The sequence below is a fragment of the Kitasatospora sp. NPDC054768 genome, from assembly GCF_053612025.1.
Window position 1 is genome coordinate 1 of sequence record NZ_JBSHBN010000357.1, and the last position, 1,142, is coordinate 1,142.

Annotated in this window: 1 protein-coding gene; it reads right to left on the bottom strand. The window is 65.8% G+C overall.

Annotation, left to right across the window (positions count from 1 at the left end; genetic code table 11):
- Positions 1-3 precede the first annotated feature (3 nt).
- Positions 4-1,086 carry an IS630 family transposase gene (locus ACWGKU_RS41115; RefSeq protein ID WP_452181107.1) on the bottom strand — a complete coding sequence of 361 codons (1,083 nt, stop codon included), beginning with the start codon at positions 1,084-1,086 and terminating at the stop codon, positions 4-6.
- Between the last annotated feature and the right edge of the window lie 56 nt (positions 1,087-1,142).

The window sequence follows — 1,142 nt, forward strand, 5'->3', positions numbered from 1 at the left end:
CACCTAGTGTCCTGCGCCAGGAATCCGTTCAAGATATGAGGCGAGTCGTTCGAGGATCTCGTCGGCGGTCTTGGTCCAGGTGAATGGGCGGGGGTCCTCGTTCCAGGTCTTGATCCAGGCCCGGATGTCCTTCTCCAGGGCCTGGACGGACTTGTGGACTCCACGCCGGAGCTGCTTGTCCGTCAGCAGCGCGAACCATCGCTCGACCTGGTTGAGCCAGGACGAGCTGGTCGGGGTGAAGTGCAGGTGGAACCGGGGGTGGCCGGCCAGCCACCTCTGGATCGCCGGGGTCTTGTGAGTGGCGTAGTTGTCGCAGATCAGATGCACGTCCAAGTCGGCGGGCACTTCCTTGTCGAGCTTGGCGAGGAACTTCTTGAACTCGGCCGCACGGTGTCGGCGATGGAGGGAACCAATGACCTCGCCGCTGGCCACGTCGAGGGCGGCGAACAGGGTGGTCACACCATTGCGCAGGTAGTCGTGAGTGCGGCGCTCGGGCATGCCCGGCATTATCGGCAGCACCGGGGCGGAGCGGTCGAGTGCCTGGATCTGGGACTTCTCGTCGACGCACAGGACCAGAGCGCGCTCCGGCGGGTCCAGGTACAGCCCGACGACATCGCGGACCTTGTCGATGAACTGCGGGTCCTTCGACAGCTTGAATGTGTCGACCTGGTGCGGCTTGAGGTTGAAGGCCCGCCAGACCCGGCCGACAGTGGACTTCGACAGTCCCATCTCGGCGGCCATCGATGCCCGGGACCAGTGGGTGGCATCCTTGGGGGTCCGTTCCAGGGTGGCGACGACGAGTTCCTCGATCCGCTCGTCGCTGATCTTCCTTGGAGCGCCGGGGCGTTGCTCGTCTGCGAGCCCCTCCAGCCGGCGCTCCAGGAAGCGCCGCCGCCACTTGCCGACCGTCTGCGGCCAGATGCCGAGCTCGGCGGCGACCTCCTGGTTCGTCTTCCCATCCGCGCAGCCGAGCACGATCCGGCACCGCTGGGCGAGTGCCTGCGACGACTTCGCCCGCCTCGACCAGCGGACCAGCGTCTCCCGCTCGTCACCGGTCAAGGTCAACTCGGCCATCGGCCGACCCATGCGTGCCATGGGAACAGGCTACAGATATGAAGCGGATTTCAGGCGCAGGACACTAG

Excerpts from the sequence above, each read along its gene's own strand:
- ACWGKU_RS41115 (WP_452181107.1), bottom strand. The coding sequence starts at position 1,086 with ATGGGTCGGCCGATGGCCGAGTTGACCTTGACCGGTGACGAGCGGGAG.